The following is a 16,485-nucleotide window of genomic DNA, read 5'->3' as shown; positions in this document are numbered from 1 at the left end:
GTGGTCGCCGTCACAGGGAAAGTGGCTCAGCCACTAGTCCACTCGGCCACTCGCCAAGGGGCTCCCGCCGTCAAGGAGGACGGTCATGTCCGCCCAGCTGATCTCGATCCTTGTTCTCGTGGTGATCTTCGCCCTCGCCACGACCCGCTCGATCAACATGGGGGCGCTCGCCTTCGCCGGCGCTTTCCTCGTCGGCACCCTCGCCGGTGGCCTGGACACCGACGGCATCTTCGCCGGCTTCCCCGGCGACATCTTCGTGGTCCTGGTGGGGGTCACCTATCTGTTCGCCATCGCCAGGGCCAACGGCACCACCGACTGGCTGGTGGCCGCGGCCGTCCGCCTGGTCGGCGGCCGGATCGCGCTCATCCCGTGGGTGATGTTCGTGGTCACCGGAGCGCTGACCGCGATCGGCGCGGTGAGCCCGGCTGCCTGCGCGATCGTCGCGCCGATCGCGCTCGGTTTCGCCGCCCGCTACAAGATCAGCCCACTGCTCATGGGCGCGATGGTCGTGCACGGCGCGCAGGGTGGCGGGTTCTCGCCGATCAGCGTCTACGGCTCGATCGTCAACGGGATCGTCGAGCGCAACCACATCGCCGGGAGCCCCGTGGTGCTGTTCTTCGCGAGCCTCGGCATGAACCTCGCCATCGCGGGCGTCCTTTTCGTCGTACTCGGCGGGACCAAACTGCGGCGCCGCCAGCTCGTGACGGCGGGCGCCGGGGGAGTGGAGGCCGACGAAGAACCGCTGCCGCACGAACAGCGCATTCCCTTGGACGGGCCGAAGATCGTGACGCTGACCGGCCTGGTCGCGCTCGTGGTCGGCACCCTCGTGTTCGACCTCGACCCGGGCTTGACCGCCATCACCGTCGCCGTCCTGCTGAGCGTCGCGTGGCCCAAGACCAGCCGTTCCGCCGTCTCCGAGATCACCTGGCCGACCGTGCTGCTGATCTGCGGTGTGCTGACCTACGTGGCGGTGCTGAAGGAGATCGGCACCATCGACTACGTCGGCAACGCGGTCACCACCGTCGGGATCCCGCTGCTCGCGGCGCTTCTGCTCTGCTACATCGGCGGTGTCGTCTCCGCCTTCGCGTCGTCGGTCGGGCTGATGGGCGCGCTCATCCCGCTGGCCGTGCCGTTCCTGGCACAGGGCACGATCGGGCCGGTCGGCATGATCGCCGCCCTCGCGGTCTCGGCGACGATGGTGGACGTCAGTCCCTTCTCCACCAACGGCGCGCTCGTCCTCGCCAACGCGAAGGACGTCGACCGCGACAAGTTCTTCAAACAACTGCTGGTCTACGGGGCGCTCGTGGTGGCCGTCGTGCCGCTGATCGCCTGGCTCGTGTTCGTCGTGCCCAACTGGGGCTGAGGAGGAGATCCATGCTGTCCCGACTGACTGCCGGGAACGACCGCGTCGCCCTGCGGTTCGGCGACGAATCCCTGACCTACGGCCAACTCGCGTGCGTCGCGGGCCCGCTCGCCGCCGGGCTGGCCGGGCGCCCGCGGGTCGCGGTGTGGGCGACACCGACGCTGCGAACCTGCGTCGCGATCGTCGCCTCGCTGACCGCCGGTGTCCCGGTGGTGCCGATCAACCCGAAGGCCGGATCACGCGAACTGGCGCATATCGTCGCCGACAGCGCGCCGGACCTCGTGCTGGCCGCGCCGGACGCCGAGCTGCCACCGGAACTCGATGTGCTGCCGCGGGTTCCGGTCGAGCTGGACACCTCGGGCACGCCGTGGCGAGGCGAGGAACCCGACCCTGAGTCTCCGGCGTTCGTCATCTACACATCGGGCACCACCGGACAGCCTAAGGGCGTCATCCTCCCGCGCCGCGCGGTGGCGTCGAATCTCGACGCGCTCGCGGAGATCTGGGACTGGACCGACGCCGACGTCCTCGTGCACGCCCTTCCGCTGTTCCATGTGCACGGCCTTATCCTGGGCGTCGTCGGGCCGCTGCGACGGGGCGGTGCGCTGCACCACCTCGGCCGGTTCTCGACCGAAGCGGCCGCGAAAGAACTCGCCGGTGAGGGCACGATGCTCTTCGGTGTCCCGACGATGTACCACCGGCTCGCGGCCGACTGCGAGGCCGATCCCGCGCTGGCCGCCGGAGTGGGCGCGGCGCGGCTGCTGGTTTCGGGTTCGGCGGCCCTGCCCGCGACCGACCACGAGCGGATCACCGCCGCGACCGGACAGCGGGTCGTCGAACGCTATGGCATGACCGAAACTCTGATGAACTGCGGTGTCCGCGCGACGGGGGACCGGCGGCCAGGTGCGGTCGGCCCGCCGGTGCCCGGCGTCGAACTGCGGCTGGTCGACGACGCGGGAGAACCGCTCACCGGCGAGTCCGTCGGCGAGATCGAGGTCCGCGGCCCGAACCTGTTCCTCGGCTACCTGAACCGGCCGGACGCCACGGAAGCCGCGCTGCGCGACGGCTGGTTCAAGACCGGCGACATGGCGGTGCGCGATCCGGACGGCTACGTGCGGATCGTGGGCCGCCGCGCCACCGACCTGATCAAGAGCGGCGGCTACAAGATCGGCGCAGGCGAGATCGAGAACGCGCTCCTGGAGCATCCGGGGGTCGCGGAGGCGGCCGTCACCGGGGAGCCGGACGACGACCTCGGCGAGCGCATCGTGGCCTGGATCGTCCCGGCCGGGGCCAAGCCGACGGCGGGCGAACTGGCCGACCACGTCGCCGGACTGCTGTCCCCGCACAAGCGGCCGCGTGTGGTGCGGTACCTGGAAGCGTTGCCGCGCAACGAGATGGGCAAGGTCCTCAAGCGGGCTCTCCATGACTGACCCGCTGGGCTGGGACGGTTACGCCGCTTCCCTGGCACGCGCCAGGGAACGCACGGGCACGGACGAGTCGGTGGTCTGGGAACGCGCGAAGATCGGCGGCCACGAGGTCGTCGTGATCCGCTTCGAGTTCGGCTTCCTCGGCGGTTCGGTCGGGACGAGGACCGGCGCGCTCATCGAGCGGGCGCTCGACGAGGCGCGCTCGCACCGGCTGCCCGTCGTTTCGCTGCTGTCCACGGGCGGCACCCGGATGCAGGAGGGTGTTCCCGCGCTGCGGCAACTGCAGCGGATCGCGCGCGGTCTGGCGCTGCTGCGCGAAGAGCGGCTGCCGCACATCAGCGTCGCGCGGCACCCCACCACCGGCGGGGTGTGGGCGTCGCTCGGCGCCGACGCCGACGTCGTGCTCGCCGTCCCCGGTGCTCAGGTGGGTTTCGCCGGACGCCGGGTGCGGCCGGAGCGGTACGCCGACGATCCGGCGTACACGGCGGAAAACCAGTACGCGGCCGGATATGTCGATGAACTCGTGGCCGAAGAAGCGATCACCGACCGGCTCGAGGTCTGGCTCGGTCTCCTGACCGGTGCCTCCCGGAACCGCCCGGCGGAGCTGCCCCGCGCACTCGGCGCCCTCGATCCCGCTCCGGACGGCTGGCAGGCCGTTCTCCGCGCCCGGTCTGCGGGACGGCCCCGCGCGGGTGCTTACCTCGACGACTACTTCGACACCCGCGTCACTCTCCGGGGCGGTATCGACGACGGCGTCCTTTGCGGGATCGGAAGCCGGGGCGGGCGGCCGATCGCCTTCGCGGCGCAGACCGGCATCGCGACCACGCCCGGCGGTTTCCGGACGGCGACCCGGCTGCTCCGGCTCGCCGACCGGCTGGGCCTGCCGGTGCTGACCCTCGTCGACACCCCGGGGGCGGCCGCCGATCCGGCCGCGGAGACGGCCGGGGCCGGGAACGCCATCGCCGAGCTGTTCGGCGCGATCGCGGCGGCGGAGGTGCCGATCACGACCCTGGTGATCGGGGAAGGCGGTTCTGGCGGCGCGCTCGCGTTCTGCTCGGCGGACCGGCTCTGGCTCACCCCGGACGCCTGTTTCTCCGTCATCGCCCCGGAACTGGCGGCCGGGATCCTCAAACGGGACTCTGAAGAGACCCCCGCCCTCGCCGATGCGCTGAAGCCACGTCCCGAAGATCTGCTCGCCCTCGGTGCCATCGACGGCATCGCGGGACCGGAACCGGTCACCTTCCTGAGATAAGGGGTTCGCCATGGTCAAGCGGATAGCCGTCGCGGTGCTCGCCGCGGTCACGATCGGTCTCCTGGCCACGCCGCCCGGCCAAGCCGCCGGGGCCGCCCGCTACGTCGCCATGGGCAGTTCCTTCGCGGCTGGACCGGGAATCCCGCCGCAGCAGCCCGGAACGCCGGCGGCGTGCGGACGTTCGACGAAGAACTACGCGAGTCTCGTGGCCGGGGAACGCGGATTCGCCCTCACCGACGTCACCTGCAGCGGAGCGACCACGGCGAACATCCTCGCCACCGGACAGGCCGGGCAGCCGCCGCAGATCGAGGCCGTCACCAGGGACACCCGGCTCGTGACGGTCACCATCGGCGGCAACGACGTCGGCTACGTCGGGAGCCTGTTCACCTACGGCTGCCAGAACACCGGCGGCACGAACTGCGGCCAGGTCGACCAGGACGCCGTCCGGGCCGCGCTGACCACGGTGCACGAGAAGATCGGCGCCGTCATCGCGGCGGTCCATCGGCGCGCGCCGCGGGCGCGGGTGCTGGTCGTCGACTACCTGACGATCGTCCCGCGCACCACGCCCGCCTGCGACGGCGTTCCGCTCACCCCGGAGCAGCTGGCCTTCGAACGCGAGGTCGCGGACCGGCTCGCGGCGGCGACCCGCCGGGCGGCCCGCACCGAACGGGCGACCCTGATCCCGGCGGCCGCGGTCAGCGCGAACCATGACGCCTGCGCCGCCGTTCCGTGGATGGAGCGGTACGTGGCCGCGCCGGGACGCGTGCCGTACCACCCGAACGAGGCCGGGATGGCAGCCGTCGCGGACCTGATCACGGCACGGTTGCCTTAGCGCGGAAAGTACGGCGATAGCTGTCCGGCGGCACTCCGACCGTGCGGTTGAAGTGCCGCCGCAGCGTGGCGGCGGTGCCCATCCCGGTGGCCTCCGCGATCAGTTCGACGCTGTCGTCGGTCCGCTCCAGGAGTTCCTGAGCACGGCGGATGCGCTGGGTCAGCAGCCAGCGCAGCGGGGTCGTCCCGGTCGCCGACCGGAAGTGCCTGGCCAGAGTGCGTGAACTCATGTTCGCCTGGCGGGCGAGGTCCTCGACGGTCAGCGGCCGGTCGAGCCGGTCGGTGACCCAGGGGAGCAGACCGCCGAGCGGATGGTCGTCCTGGTCGGGCACCGGGGCGGTGACGAACTGGGCCTGCCCGCCCGCGCGGTGCGGCGGGACGACCAGGCGGCGGGCGACGGTGTTCGCGACCGCCGAACCGTGGTCGGATCGGACCAGATGCAGGCACAGGTCCATCGCGGCGGCCTTGCCCGCCGAGGTGAGCACGCTGCCGTTGTCGACGTAGAGGACGTCCGGATCGACCTCCACCAGGGGAAACCGGGCGGCGAGGACATCGGTGTGCGCCCAGTGCGTGGTCGCCCGGCGGCCGTCGAGGAGGCCGGCGGCCGCCAGCACGAACGCTCCCGTGCACAGGGATGCCACCCTGGCGCCCGCTTCGTGGGCGGCGCGCACGGCCTCGACCAGATCCGATGGCGGATCGACGTCGATGTCCGCCCAGCCGGGAACGATGACGGTGCCGGCGCGCTTCAGACCGTCGAGGCCGTGATCCGGTTCCAGCAGGAACCGGCCGACCCTCACCGGCTTCGAGCCGTAGACGCCGAATTCGTACAGGCCTGTGTCGAAGACCTCGTGGGCGATGGACAGCTCGAACTGCAGCATCCCGTCCGTGGCGGCGAGGGCGACCGTGCTCATGTCCGAAAGTGTACGCATGATGGCGTTCCGGACACTGTCGATCGGCGAGATCCGCCAACAGGATGGTCCACAGTGGATCGTCCGAGGACAGGAGAAATCATGGGGACCTACGACGTCGCGGTATTCGGGGCCTACGGGCACACCGGGCGGTTCGTGGTGGCGGAGTTGCGCGAACGCGGATTCGGCGTGCTGGCCGTGGGACGCGACGAGGCGAAACTGCGCGGCCTGCCTTGGCCCGATCTCGACACGCGGCAGGCGTCGGTGGACGACCCGGCTTCGCTCGACCGCGCGTTCGCGGGCGCGGACGCGGTGATCAACGCCGCCGGGCCTTTCGCCGGCACCGCCGCTCCGGTGATCGAAGCGGCGCTGCGGGCGGGGATCCCGTACCTCGACGTGGCCGCGGAGCTCGAAGCGAACATCGACACCTTCGCGCAGTTCGGCGAGCGTGCGGCGGGAGCGACGGTGATCCCGGCGATGGCGTTCTTCGGTGGCCTCGGCGATCTGATGGTCACCGCCGCGATGGGCGACTGGACGTTCGCCGATGAAGCCCACGTCGCCTACGGGCTGAGCAGCTGGCATCCGACGGAGGGGACCCGCGCGGCGGGCAGGGTCTCGCGGGAGCGGCGTGACGGCAAGCGGATCCGCTTCTCCGGCGGCCGGATCGAACACCGTGACGACGCGTTGCCGGAGCTGGATTGGGACTTCCCCGCACCGCTCGGGACCCGCGCCGTGCTCGGCGAGTTCACGATGGCCGACGTCGTCACCGTCCCCAGTCACCTCGACATTCCCGAGGTGACCACGTACATGACGGTGAACGCGGCTCGCGAGGTCGTGACGCCCGAGACGCCCGCGCCTCCCGCCGACGGCACTTCCTCGCAGGAGTTCGTGGTCGACGTCGTCGTGCGGTCCGGCGGCGAAGAACGGCGGATCGTCGCACGGGGGCAGGACATCTACGCGATCACGGCACCGCTGGTGGTGGAGGCCGTCCAGCGCGTGCTCGACGGCCGGACGAAGGCGACCGGGGTCGTCTCGGCGGGCGAGGTCTTCGACGCGGCCGACTTCCTGGCGGCGCTGGCACCGCGGATCACGGTGGAGAGGTGACCCAGCGACACGCAACTCCGCACCGACGCCGCATCCGGCAGGGTTGCGAAAGCCACTTTCGCAACCAGCAGTCGGCGCAGGTGGGAACGCAATGCCACGTAACTTGAGTTGATCTTGAATGGGGTCTTGATCGTAAGCGGTGAGGATTGCAGCAGGTCACGCGCTCGGTTGCCCTGGTCGACAGGAGCCGACTGCGCCCCTGAGTGTCCACCAAGGACACTTTTCGCTGACTCAATGTCTGATTGNGAACCCGAAACGCCACTCACGACCAACCCGACCCGCGACCAGGGCCGAAGGTGCCCCTTCGTCGCATCAGACGCAGCGAAGGGAGCCTTCACTCCACTTGTCAACTTCGCCCAAGATCAACTTAAGCTACGTGACATTGGGTGGAACGGTCCCGCGCGGATCACGGTCACCGGGTGACACCTTCCCGCCAGCCCGGGTGCGGCAGCCGCGCGGGCGGAGCCTCGCCGGGCCGGTACTCGAAATGCCACCACTCGTTGTCGTAGATCCGGTAGAGCGCGAAGCGGGCGCCGTGGTCCTCCAGCCACTGCGCGCCTTCGCGCGGCCGGACGTCCAGCGCGGTACCGCTGACGTGCGCGGAATCCTGCGGCGGCAGGACACGCTTGCCGCCGCGTGCGGTCTCGGCGAGGTACAGCCGATGCTGTTCGGCGGCGTCCCGATGCCCCGAGGTGACGCCGAGGAGCGTGCGGTGCCGCCAGAACGCCTCGGTCCTGGCGGTGGTGAACGCGGCGAGCGTTCCGGCGGTCAGCCCGGCGAGGTTTTCGGCGGGGAACCGCAGCGACAGCGCCCAACCGCAGGCGAGCCGCCGTGCCTGGCCGGGGGACCGCAGCCATGCCGGGATCAGCAGCAGTACCGCGAGGACGCGGGTGATCGCCGCGAGCAGGAGTTCTTTCATGACGTCGACACTCGCCGACGCCTGTGCGAACCCGATCGCGGCGGCGTGCGCGGACGCCGACGAAAATGTCACCGTTCCGCACGGAGCCCGCCGTGACAGAACGAAGACATTCCGTGGACGTTCCGCGGAAACGGAATGGGCACCATGGCGTGTCATGGACGAGCGGATTCCGTCCGGCGCTGCGATAGTCGTCGGCATGCCCAGGGTGCTGCTCATCGAGGACGATCAAGCCGTGCGTGACGGGCTCAGCATGGCGCTGGGCGGCCGTGGCCACGCGGTCGACGCGGTGGCCACCGGCGAGGAAGGCCTCGCCCGGCTCGCGTCCCGGCCGCCGGACATCGTCGTACTGGACCTGATGCTGCCCGGACTGGACGGTTTCGAGGTCTGCCGCCGGATCCGGGCGGCGGGGGATCTGCCGATCATCATGCTCACCGCGCGCAACGAGGATATCGACGTGGTGGCCGGACTCGCCGCCGGCGCGGACGACTACGTGGTCAAACCCGCCAGGGCGCAGGTGCTGGAGGCGCGGATCCGCGCGGTGCTGCGCCGCAGCGGGCAACCCGCGGCGGCGGCGCCCACGCCGGCCGAGATCGAGCGGCACGGCGACCTCGGCATCGACCGTGCCGCGCTGACGGTGACCAAGGGGGACAAGCCCGTCGCCCTTGCCCCGACCGAACTACGGCTCCTGCTCGAACTCTCCCAGGTGCCTGGCCGGGTGCTCAGCCGCCAGTACCTGTTGGAAAGCGTGTGGGAGCACGGGTACTTCGGTGACTCGCGCGTCGTCGACGCTTGTGTACAGCGGCTGCGCGCGAAGATCGAGGACGATTCGTCCGCGCCGGTATACGTGCAGACGGTCCGGGGATTCGGCTACCGGTTCGGACCACTGTGAAGCTCGGTGGCCTGCGCACCCGGCTGCTCCTGGCGTTCAGTCTGCTGGTCGTGATCACCGCCGCGACGGTCGCCGGCGGCGCCTACGTCCAGTCCCGCACCGTGATCCTCCAGCAGGCGCAGGACGCCACCGCCCGCGTCCTGGTCGACAAGGCCACCGCGCTGTTCCCGCTCGGCCCGCTGCCGCCGGCCGACGGGACGCTGAGCCGGATCAGCGGCGAGCTGTCCGACCGTGATCTGAGCTCACTGGTCCTGTACGAGGACAAGTCGAGCGGGAACGAGCAGATGCGGGCGCTGATCTCACCCGAGCTTCGCGAGCGAGTCCGGTCGGGAAATGTCGCCTGGCAACGAGTCGACTCCCGCGGCACGCCGATGCTGGTGGTGGGCACCAGGTTCACGGTTCTGCTTCCCGGTGGGCAGCAACGGGATTCGGGCATCGAGGCCTACATCGCGCGCAGCATGGCGCCGGAGGCGAAGAGCATCGACGAACTCGCCACCCGGGCCTGGCTGATCGGCGGGGTGGCGCTCGTCTTCGCGATCGGGCTGGCGTTGCTGGCCGCCCGCGGAGTCCTGCGGCCGGTGCGGGAACTGGGCGACGCGGCGCGGCGGCTGGGGAAGGGCGACCTGCGCGCGCGGATCAGCGTCCGCGGCTCGGACGAACTGGCCGGGGTGGCGCGCACGTTCAACGAGACGGCCGAAGCGCTGGAGCGGCACGTCGGCGAGCTGGAACGGATGGAAGCCGACGCGAGGCGGTTCGTCGCCGACGTCTCCCACGAGCTGCGCACCCCGCTCGCCGCGATGACCGCGGTCGCGGACGTATTGGAGCAGGAGGCGTCGAAGCTGCCGGGGGACGCCGGGCGCGCGGCGAAGATGAGCATCGAGGAGACGCACAACCTGACGCGGCTGGTGAACGACCTCATCGAGGTCTCCCGCTTCGACGCCGGGGCGGCCGCGCTGGCACCGGAAGAAGTCGACGTCGCCGAGGTCATCACGGCGAGCTTGCGTATCCGGGGCTGGACGGGCGAGGTGGAGGGAGACCTGCCCTCTGGGATCTTCGCCGAGTGGGATCCCAGGCGGGTGGACGTCATCGTGGCCAACCTGGTCGGGAACGCGTTGCGGCACGGGGAAAAGCCGGTCGCGCTCCGACTGTCCGAAGCGGGGGAGTGGATCACGCTGGAGGTCTCGGATCGCGGTCCCGGGCTGGCGCCCGAGGTGCTCCCGCACGTGTTCGACCGGTTCTACAAGGCGGATTCGGCCAGGGCGAGGTCCGGTGGCAGCGGGCTCGGACTGGCGATCGCCTGGGAGAACGCCCGGCTGCACGGCGGCACCTTGAGCGCGGCCAACGGCGTCGACGGCGGCGCGGTGTTCACCCTGCGCCTGCCCCGGCTGGGAGTGACGGCATGAGGAAGAACTGGCTTTCGGCGCTCCTGATCGTTTCGGTGGTCTCGGGCTGCGGCGTCCGGCCCAGTGCCGTGATCTCCGGCGCGCCCGCGCCGGTGGGCCCCGCGAACGGCGCGGTGCTCTACTTCCTGTCCGGCGGGCAGCCGGTGCGCGTGTTACGCCCACTGGCCCAGGAACTTCCTCCGGCGAGTCCCGTCGATCTGCTCGCCACCGGGCCGGACGAGAGCGAGCGGGAACGGGACTACACCACGGAAGTCCCACCCGGCACTGTCGTTCTGGACCAGACGCCCGCGCCGAACGGGGTCACGGTGACCTTGTCGGTCGGCGTCGCCGGATTGTCGGCGAGGGCCGTCGACCAGATCGTGTGCACCGCCAGGGATTCTCTCGGCGGGAGCGCGCAGATCACGTTGCGGGGCGAAGGATCCGTCCGCGGTCCGCTGTCGTGTCCCTTGCCTGGCTAGGGGTCGCCAGTGGCGTATCAAGGGTGGTGAAGGGTCGTGTTCGTGGGCGGTGCCGGCCGGTGGGCTGAAGGCTCCCTTCGCCGCGTCTAATGCGACGAAAGGAGCCTTCGGCTCTCTGAGGTCATGACCGAGCCGGTGACTTGGGGACCGTGTGGATTTTGGGTCGTCCAACGCCCCGAAATCCACACGGTTGACTTACCCCTGAAGGAAACCCGAGGTCCGGCGGCCACGAAGTAGTGAAGGCCTCCTTCACTACCTTCAGGGTAGGGAAGGAGGCCTTCACGGAGCGGGGCCGAGCACACCCGGACAGTCACGCACCACGGCATTATTACCCGTCCTGTTCAGGCCGGAAGTGTCCCGAATCACCGGTGCCGGTCCCTCGCTTTGCCTCGATCGGACCGCTAGCTTAGGCAAGGCTAAGCAATGGAACGGGGGTGGTTGTGGCGTGGAAGGGATCGAGGGCAAGGTCGCGTTCGTGACCGGAGGCGCGCGCGGGATCGGGGCGGCCGTCGTGGACGGGCTCGCCCGGGCGGGTGCGATCGTGGCGGCGGTGGACCTGGCGGAAAGCGCTCTCCGGGACGGAGTGACCTCGTTCGTCGCGGACGTCGGGGATCCCTCCGCCGTCGCGCGGGTCGTCGAGAAGGTCGAACGCGAACTCGGGCCGATCGGGATCGGCGCGTCCGTCGCGGGTGTACTGAAGCCGGGGTCTGTCTGCGACACGAGCGACGAAGACTGGGCGGCGACCTTCGCGGTCAACTCCACCGGTGTCTTCACCGTGCTCCGCGAGATTTCCCGCCGGATGGTGCCCCGCCGGAGCGGTGTGCTGGTGACCGTCGGGTCGAACGCGGCGGGAGTCCCGCGCAGCGGAATGGCCGCTTATGCCGCGTCGAAGGCGGCCGCGACGATGCTGACCCGCTGTCTCGGGCTCGAACTCGCCGGCTCCGGCATCCGCTGCAACATCGTCTCTCCCGGCTCGACCGACACCGATATGCAACGTCTGCTGTGGACGGACGAGAACGGCGCGGACCTTGTCATCGCGGGAAAACCCGAGCAATACCGGGTCGGCATACCACTGGGCCGGATAGCCGAACCGGCCGATATCGCCGACGCCGTCCTGTTTTTGGCCTCCGACCGTGCGCGGCACATCACGATGCAGAACCTCTACGTCGACGGCGGGGCCACGCTCCGCGCGTGATCTCGATGACGCAACGAAGACTTTTCGGGTCCGTATGATTAGGTTAGGCTAACCGAAGAGGCGCGTCCGGGGGTCAGGCACCGCGCCACGCACGAGGCGCCCAGAGGGTGCCGACCTCGTCAGTAGTATTCGCGAAAGGGAATCCATTCGTGTCCTCACCTGCACCGGCCCGACCAAGGCCGGTCCACCAGGCGGCCGATCTGCTGGCGGCGTACCTGCCCGGATCGTTCTACTACTCGTCCGCTCGAGGATCGCTTCTCGCCGACGGGGTGTATTCCCCGGTCCACGCGGTGCCGGGCAAACGTGCCCGTGCCGCCGCCGAAGTCCTCGACGCCGCCCTCGTGGCGGGAGTGACCGAACCCGTGGTGGCAGGGGCGATCGGATTCCGGCCCGACGCGCCGAGCAGCCTGGTGGTGCCCGCCGTGGTGCGCCGGGCAGGACCACCGAAGGCGAGTGGTCCGGTCGCCCCGTTCGGCGGCGGGACCTGGTCGGTGTCGCCGCGGCCCGCGCCGGAGGTCTACACCACTGCCGTCGCCAAGGCGCTGGACGAGATCCGTGACGGTGACCTTCGCAAGATCGTGCTGGCCCGCTGCCTCGACGTCACCGGTGGCGATCCCATCGCCGTGCCGCGGCTGCTTGCCCGGCTCGTCCACGCGGATCCGGCGGCCCACGCTTTCGCGGTGGACGTCAGCGCGCCGGGGGATTCCGCGCCGCGCACCCTGATCGGCGCGAGCCCGGAACTGCTGGTCTCCCGTCGCGGCCGGGTCGTGACGGCCAACCCGCTGGCCGGATCGCGGCCGCGGGTGGTCGACGACGCCGAAAACGCCCGCCGCGTCGCCGATCTGCTGGCGTCCGAAAAGGACCGTGCCGAACACGCCCATGTCGCCGCCCAGGTGGCCGAAGTGCTTGGCCGGTTCTGCGTCGACCTCGACGTCCCCGCCGAACCCGAGGTGATCGGCACGCCCACGATGTGGCACCTCTCGACCAGGATCAGCGGACGGCTGGCCGACCCGGGCGACGCCGGTTCGTCCGCGCTCGGGCTGGCGGAGGCGCTGCATCCGACACCAGCCGTCTGCGGTGTCCCGACCGCGCTCGCCCGCGACACGATCGCCGCGCTCGAACCCGAGGATCGTGGCTATTACGCGGGTCTCGTCGGCTGGACCGATCTGGACGGTGACGGCGAATGGGTCGTCACCATCCGCTGCGCCGAGGTCCGCGACCGCACCGTGCGGCTGTTCGCCGGCGCGGGAGTGGTGGCGGGTTCCGATCCGGCGGCCGAACTCGCCGAGACCGGCGCGAAATTCGGCACCATGCTGCGCGCGCTCGGCCTGGAGGGAGTGGAATGACCTCCGACCACGTGCCCTGGCCGCCCGAAACCGCCGCGCGCTACCGGGCTTCGGGATACTGGCGCGGCCAGACCTTCGGCATACTGCTGACCAGCCTGGCCGAGGCCTACGCCGAGCGTCTCGCCGTGATCGGCGAGAACGCCCGCTGGACCTTCGCCGAGCTCGACGAGCGGGCGCACCGGCTCGCGGCCGGATTCGCCGGGGCCGGAATCCAGCCGGGCGACCGGGTCGTCGTGCAACTGCCGAACGTGCCCGAGTTCGCGTCCGTCGTGTTCGGACTGTGGCGGGCCGGTGCGCTGCCGGTGTTCGCGCTGCCCGCGCATCGCGCGAGCGAACTGCGGCATTTCGCCGGACAGAGCGAGGCGGCGGCGATCCTGACCGTCGGCGAGCACGAACGGTTCGACCACGCGGCCATGGCGCACGCGGTCGCCGCCGAAATCGCTTCGGTGCGGAACGTCTTCGTCGTCGGCACGGAGGAGTTCGCCGTGCTCGAAGCGGCGACCCCGCGCGCCCTGCCGGATCCGGATCCCGCCGGGGTCGCGTTCCTCCAGCTGTCCGGCGGCAGCACCGGCCTGCCCAAACTGATCCCGCGCACGCACGACGACTACCTCTACAGCGTCCGGGAGAGCGCCAGGATCTGTGGCCTGCGCCCGGAAAGCGTGTACCTGGCCGCGTTGCCGGTCGCGCACAACTTCCCGCTCAGCTCGCCCGGTCTTCTCGGGGCGCTGCACGCGGGCGCGGCCACGGTGTTCGCGCCGCGTCCCGACGCCGACACCGCGTTCCGGCTGATCGAAGCCGAGGGCGTGACGATCACCGGGCTCGTGCCGCCGCTGGCCGCCGCGTGGGCACAGGCGGCGGCGCGGACCACCCGTGATCTGTCCTCTTTGGACGTACTGCTGGTCGGCGGCGCGAAGTGCGCGCGTGAACTGGCCGAGAAGATCGGTCCCGCGCTGGGCTGCCGTCTGCAGCAGGTGTTCGGCATGGCCGAGGGACTGGTCTGCTACACCCGTCTCGACGACCCGGACGAGTACGTCCTCGCCACGCAAGGACGGCCGATCTCGCCGGACGACGAGATCCGCGTCGTGAACCCGGAGGACCCACTGTCCACTTCGGACGATGTCGTCGCGCCGGGCGAGATCGGCGCGTTGCTGACGCGCGGTCCGTACACGATCCGCGGCTACTACCGCGCCGCCGAGCACAACAAGACCGCGTTCACCGAGGACGGCTTCTACCGCACCGGGGATCTCGTGCGGCGGCACCCGTCGGGACACCTCGAAGTCGTCGGCAGGGCCAAGGAACAGATCAACCGCGGCGGCGAGAAGGTGGCCGCGGAAGAGGTCGAGAACCACCTGATGGCCCACCCCGGCGTGCTCGACGCCGCCGTCGTCGCGGTGCCGGACCCGTACCTGGGCGAGCGCACCTGCGCCTACGTCGTCCCCGCTGCCGGTGCCGAGCCCGTCGCGGCGGAACTGCGCCGGTTCGTGCGTGAACGCGGAGTGGCGGCGTTCAAGGTGCCCGATCTGGTCCAGATCGTGCCGGAGTTCCCGGTCACCGGCGTCGGCAAGACCAGCAAACGCGAGCTGCGGGCGGCACTGGCCGCCCTGGCGAAGGAGAAGTGAGAGTGTCACTGCCCAAGATTCAGCCGTATGCCCTGCCGACGGAGGCCGAGCTGCCCGCCGGCCGCGTCGGCTGGAAGCCCGACCCCGCCCGCGCCGCGTTGCTGGTGCACGACGCGCAGCGGTACTTCCTCGCGCCGTACGAAGGATCCCCGGTGCCGGAGATGGTCGCGAACATCGCCGCGCTGGCCGACGCCGCCCGCGCCGCGGGTGTCCCGGTGTTCTACACCGCGCAGCCCGGTCACCAGGCCGCCGAGGACCGCGGCCTGCTCACCGAGTTCTGGGGCGACGGGATCGGCGCGGTCATCGACGACGACCCGGCCGCGGCCGACGTGGTGGCCGAGCTCGCCCCGAAACCGGGGGACAAGGTCCTGACGAAGTGGCGCTACAGCGCGTTCCAGCGCAGCACGTTCACCGAGCAGCTCGCCGAAGCGGGCCGGGATCAGCTGCTGATCACCGGTGTCTACGCGCATATCGGCTGCCAGGCCACCGCCGTCGAGGCGTTCATGCGCGACATCCAGCCGTTCCTGGTCGGCGACGCGGTCGCGGACTTCTCCCGCGAGCGCCACGACCAGGCCTGCGAGTACGTCGCCCAGCGCTGCGGCGCACTGACCACCACGGCCGCCGCGCTCGCCGCGCTGGCCCTGATCCACGCCGGAGCACCGCGATGAGCTTGACCGTCGAAAAGATCCACGCCGACGTCGCCGAACTCCTCGGCTGCGACCCGGCCGAGCTGAAACCGGAGACCGACCTCACCGACCTCGGCCTCGACTCGATGCGGATCATGGGCCTGGTCGAGCAGTGGCGCACCGAGGGCGCCGACACGCTCGAATTCGCCGACCTCGCCGAGCAGCCGACCCTCGGCCACTGGACGCGGGTCCTCACCGGGAGCACCGCGTGAGCCGCGCCGACCATCGCCACCGGCACCTGGAACGCATCGCCGAAGTCCGCGCGGGACAGCACGCGGAGAAGGTGCCGTATCCGATCCGCATCCGGCAGGCCGAGGTGGTGCGCACCGAGATGGTCGGCTCCGGACTGCTCCGAGTCACCCTCGGCGGGCCGGGAACGGCGGGGTTCGAGGCGCATTCGCCCGACGAGCACGTGAAGGTCCTGTTCCCCGAGCTGGATCCCGAGCCGAAGCTGCCGGTCCAGGACGGCGACATGCTGCGCTGGCCCAAGCCCTCCCCGACGTCGCGCGAGTACACGGTCCGCCGGTACGACCCGGCTTCCGGGGAACTCGACCTCGACGTCGCGCTGCACGAAGGCGGACTCGGCTCCGGCTGGGCCGAGAAGGTCGCCCCCGGCACCCCGGTGCACGTCGCCGGTCCGCCCGGTGGGCTGATCGTGCCGCACACCTACGACCGCTACCTGCTCGCCGGTGACCTCACCGCGCTGCCCGCGATCGCACGCTGGCTCGAAGAACTGCCGCGCACCGCCGCGGGCTGGGCGTTCATCGAGGTCGCCGACGCGGGTGAGGAGATCGAGCTGTCCGCACCCGAGGACGTCGAAGTGCATTGGCTGCACCGAGGCGACGTCGCGCCGGGTGCCTCGGACATGCTCGCCCGCGCGGTCATGACGATCGAGGTCCCCGCCGGTGAACGGCTCTACGCCTGGGTCGCCGGTGAAGCCGGGCAGATCAAGCCGTTGCGCCGCTGGCTCAAGAACGACCTCGGGCTCGGCAAGGACGACCACGACGTGACCGGCTACTGGAAACGCGGCGTCGCGGACTTCGACGACGAGCACGACCACTGATCCCCACCGAGAAAACCGAGGAAAA

The 16,485-nt window shown here is 70.7% G+C and carries 16 protein-coding genes; 14 read left to right on the top strand and 2 right to left on the bottom strand.

Annotation, left to right across the window (positions count from 1 at the left end; all coding sequences use genetic code 11):
• Positions 1-85: 85 nt before the first annotated feature.
• From LCL61_RS27075 to LCL61_RS27060, 4 genes are read left to right on the top strand one after another with little or no spacing between them, the layout of a single operon-like run.
• Positions 86-1,363 (top strand): SLC13 family permease, encoded by a 1,278-nt coding sequence (locus LCL61_RS27075; protein ID WP_340682325.1) that lies wholly within the window; start codon positions 86-88, stop codon positions 1,361-1,363.
• An 11-nt stretch (positions 1,364-1,374) separates the two neighbouring features.
• On the top strand, positions 1,375-2,790 hold the full coding sequence (locus LCL61_RS27070) for an acyl-CoA synthetase (protein ID WP_340682324.1): 1,416 nt from the start codon (positions 1,375-1,377) through the stop codon (positions 2,788-2,790).
• Positions 2,783-4,039: a carboxyl transferase domain-containing protein gene (locus LCL61_RS27065; protein ID WP_340682323.1), complete on the top strand. Its 1,257-nt coding sequence runs from the start codon at positions 2,783-2,785 to the stop codon at positions 4,037-4,039. The genes LCL61_RS27070 and LCL61_RS27065 overlap by 8 nt, the downstream gene beginning before the upstream one ends.
• A gap of 10 nt (positions 4,040-4,049) precedes the next feature.
• On the top strand, positions 4,050-4,871 hold the full coding sequence (locus LCL61_RS27060; protein WP_340682322.1) for an SGNH/GDSL hydrolase family protein: 822 nt from the start codon (positions 4,050-4,052) through the stop codon (positions 4,869-4,871).
• Here the strand turns inward: LCL61_RS27060 and LCL61_RS27055 are convergent.
• On the bottom strand, positions 4,852-5,781 hold the full coding sequence (locus LCL61_RS27055; RefSeq protein ID WP_340682321.1) for a helix-turn-helix domain-containing protein: 930 nt from the start codon (positions 5,779-5,781) through the stop codon (positions 4,852-4,854). The two genes, LCL61_RS27060 and LCL61_RS27055, sit on opposite strands and share 20 nt — an antisense overlap.
• A 99-nt stretch (positions 5,782-5,880) precedes the next feature.
• On the opposite strand from LCL61_RS27055, the gene LCL61_RS27050 reads away from it, so the two are divergent.
• The gene (locus LCL61_RS27050) at positions 5,881-6,882 is read left to right on the top strand and encodes a saccharopine dehydrogenase family protein (RefSeq protein ID WP_340682320.1); all 1,002 of its coding nucleotides are present in this window, start codon (positions 5,881-5,883) and stop codon (positions 6,880-6,882) included.
• A gap of 412 nt (positions 6,883-7,294) precedes the next feature.
• On the opposite strand, the gene LCL61_RS27045 is transcribed toward LCL61_RS27050, so the two are convergent.
• Positions 7,295-7,801, bottom strand: a complete 507-nt coding sequence (locus LCL61_RS27045; protein ID WP_340688689.1) for a D-alanyl-D-alanine carboxypeptidase — start codon at positions 7,799-7,801, stop codon at positions 7,295-7,297.
• Between the two features lie 154 nt (positions 7,802-7,955).
• On the opposite strand from LCL61_RS27045, the gene LCL61_RS27040 reads away from it, so the two are divergent.
• From LCL61_RS27040 to LCL61_RS27000, 9 genes are all read left to right on the top strand, one after another.
• Positions 7,956-8,690 (top strand): response regulator transcription factor, encoded by a 735-nt coding sequence (locus tag LCL61_RS27040; protein ID WP_340682319.1) that lies wholly within the window; start codon positions 7,956-7,958, stop codon positions 8,688-8,690.
• Positions 8,687-10,093 carry an ATP-binding protein gene (locus LCL61_RS27035; protein WP_340682318.1) on the top strand — a complete coding sequence of 469 codons (1,407 nt, stop codon included), beginning with the start codon at positions 8,687-8,689 and terminating at the stop codon, positions 10,091-10,093. Before LCL61_RS27040 ends, LCL61_RS27035 begins: the two co-directional genes overlap by 4 nt.
• Positions 10,090-10,551, top strand: a complete 462-nt coding sequence (locus tag LCL61_RS27030; RefSeq protein WP_340682317.1) for a GerMN domain-containing protein — start codon at positions 10,090-10,092, stop codon at positions 10,549-10,551. Before LCL61_RS27035 ends, LCL61_RS27030 begins: the two co-directional genes overlap by 4 nt.
• A gap of 445 nt (positions 10,552-10,996) precedes the next feature.
• Positions 10,997-11,746 (top strand): 2,3-dihydro-2,3-dihydroxybenzoate dehydrogenase, encoded by a 750-nt coding sequence (gene dhbA, locus LCL61_RS27025; protein ID WP_340682316.1) that lies wholly within the window; start codon positions 10,997-10,999, stop codon positions 11,744-11,746.
• 149 nt (positions 11,747-11,895) lie between these two features.
• Complete coding sequence (locus LCL61_RS27020; protein ID WP_340682315.1) at positions 11,896-13,092, top strand: isochorismate synthase; 1,197 nt, start codon at positions 11,896-11,898, stop codon at positions 13,090-13,092.
• Positions 13,089-14,711, top strand: a complete 1,623-nt coding sequence (locus LCL61_RS27015; RefSeq protein ID WP_340682314.1) for a (2,3-dihydroxybenzoyl)adenylate synthase — start codon at positions 13,089-13,091, stop codon at positions 14,709-14,711. Before LCL61_RS27020 ends, LCL61_RS27015 begins: the two co-directional genes overlap by 4 nt.
• The gene (locus tag LCL61_RS27010; RefSeq protein WP_340682313.1) at positions 14,708-15,379 is read left to right on the top strand and encodes an isochorismatase family protein; all 672 of its coding nucleotides are present in this window, start codon (positions 14,708-14,710) and stop codon (positions 15,377-15,379) included. The genes LCL61_RS27015 and LCL61_RS27010 overlap by 4 nt, the downstream gene beginning before the upstream one ends.
• Positions 15,376-15,609 (top strand): phosphopantetheine-binding protein, encoded by a 234-nt coding sequence (locus tag LCL61_RS27005; RefSeq protein ID WP_016333892.1) that lies wholly within the window; start codon positions 15,376-15,378, stop codon positions 15,607-15,609. The genes LCL61_RS27010 and LCL61_RS27005 overlap by 4 nt, the downstream gene beginning before the upstream one ends.
• Positions 15,606-16,460 carry a siderophore-interacting protein gene (locus LCL61_RS27000; RefSeq protein ID WP_340682312.1) on the top strand — a complete coding sequence of 285 codons (855 nt, stop codon included), beginning with the start codon at positions 15,606-15,608 and terminating at the stop codon, positions 16,458-16,460. Before LCL61_RS27005 ends, LCL61_RS27000 begins: the two co-directional genes overlap by 4 nt.
• The last annotated feature ends 25 nt before the right edge of the window (positions 16,461-16,485 follow it).

The sequence above is a fragment of the Amycolatopsis coloradensis genome (assembly GCF_037997115.1).
GTDB lineage: Bacteria > Actinomycetota > Actinomycetes > Mycobacteriales > Pseudonocardiaceae > Amycolatopsis > Amycolatopsis coloradensis_A.
Note: the sequence above shows the minus strand (reverse complement) of the source record. Positions and strands in the feature narration are given on the sequence as shown.